Annotated in this window: 2 protein-coding genes; both read right to left on the reverse strand. The window is 65.8% G+C overall.

Annotation, left to right across the window (positions count from 1 at the left end):
• On the reverse strand, window positions 1–266 hold a 266-nt coding region (locus tag ABWQ00_RS16070; RefSeq protein WP_353239664.1), incomplete at its 3' end, for a hypothetical protein.
• 47 nt (window positions 267–313) lie between these two features.
• Entirely contained in the window at window positions 314–1,018 is a 705-nt protein-coding gene (locus ABWQ00_RS16075) for a hypothetical protein (RefSeq protein WP_353239665.1), read from the reverse strand.
• Window positions 1,019–1,385 lie beyond the last annotated feature (367 nt).

A 1,385-nucleotide genomic window follows, 5' to 3' on the forward strand; every position in this document is an offset into this window, starting at 1 on the left:
CGCACCGCCCAACCCTTCGGCGCGAGCTCCTGCAAGTCCTGCACCTCCGCCAGGAAGCGAGCCTCGATGCGGCCGAGGGACTCACGATCCAGCACCGTGCTGGCTTCACTTCGAACCCAGTCTCCGATGCGCGCGAGACCCACCCTCAGGTCGTCGCGCGCGGAAAGCCCGTCAACAGTGGAGGGCCCGTCAGCCGACCCGCCGCTGGCCCTGATCCCTGAAGGGGCGCCCAGGTGATCCACACCACATTGCAAGGAGAGCGCCATGGTGGATAGGATGAACCAAAGTGCCCGGCGTCCGCCTGGCCCCTCAGCTACGGCCTTGCGTCCGCCCCTCCCACCACGACGCGCCGCTTCTTGGGCGCTGTCTCCTCGGCCAGGCTCTTGAGCAAGAGGGCCTTGGCCTTGCCAATCTCCGCTCTGGCCGCCTTCGAGATCCAAAGAGCCGGCGGCTCCGGCTGAGTCTGAGTCCCCTCGCACTGCGCAATATACGCATTGTATGCATTGTTCATGTGAGTGCCGTCGTCGAGGAAACTGGAGATAGTCTCCAAGACCTGGATGGACTCCGCGGGGGAGGCGCCGGCTTCGTCCACCGTCCTCTTGGTCACCGCCGGGGCACACGCTGCAGCGGTTTCGCTGCAGTCCTTCTCCAGGGATGCCAGTGCCGTGCGCAAGCTCGTGAGTTCCGCCTGATGCCGCTGCATAACATATGCCAACTCGTCGACCTGCTTCCTCACTACCCGCTGCTGGTCCGCCAGCTGTTTGAGCCGCGCCGTGTCCTTCGCCAAGCGGTCGCTGTGACTCAACTCCTGCGCGTCCTTCGCTTTGTCTCCGTCCAGCGAGACACCCGCCAATCCGGCCGTCTTCAAGACCTCCATGGGAGAGGCGACCCCCAACAGCCGGAGCATGCCGACCAGTTGGTTGATCGTCGCCTCTCTCTCCTGCACCGCCCTGCTGCCAGCGTTCTCGCCCAGGTCGCCAGTCGCGTCCATAGGCACCGGCATGTCGTGCGGGGCCACATCCCGCTCCATCGGCCCGGGCCCAGGGGCGCGGGGCCTGAGGCACCGCCTGCAAGAGAGCTTGGCGTCGTTGTCGTGGGGGCACTGGCAGTTTCCACACGTCCAGGCGATCTCGTCTGAGTCCTTGCCCCTTTTCCTGGCGGTCGCCTTCCCCAAGCTCCCGGAAGGGGGATCTGCAGCGGGCAGAAAATCCCCCAAGGTGGGCTTGGTCTTGGCTCGGCAGTTGGCCGCAATGTGTCCCGGCTTGCCACAACTGTAGCAAAGCCGCGGCCCACGGTCCGCAGCCTCCTCCTTGCGAGGTCCACCCCCCGAAAAGCGAGGTGGTTGCGGCTTCTGGGTCCAGGGGCCCCGAGGTTCCTTCTTGGCG

Origin of the sequence: Limnohabitans sp. (assembly GCF_040400975.1) — a bacterium.
Lineage (GTDB): Bacteria > Pseudomonadota > Gammaproteobacteria > Burkholderiales > Burkholderiaceae_C > Limnohabitans_A.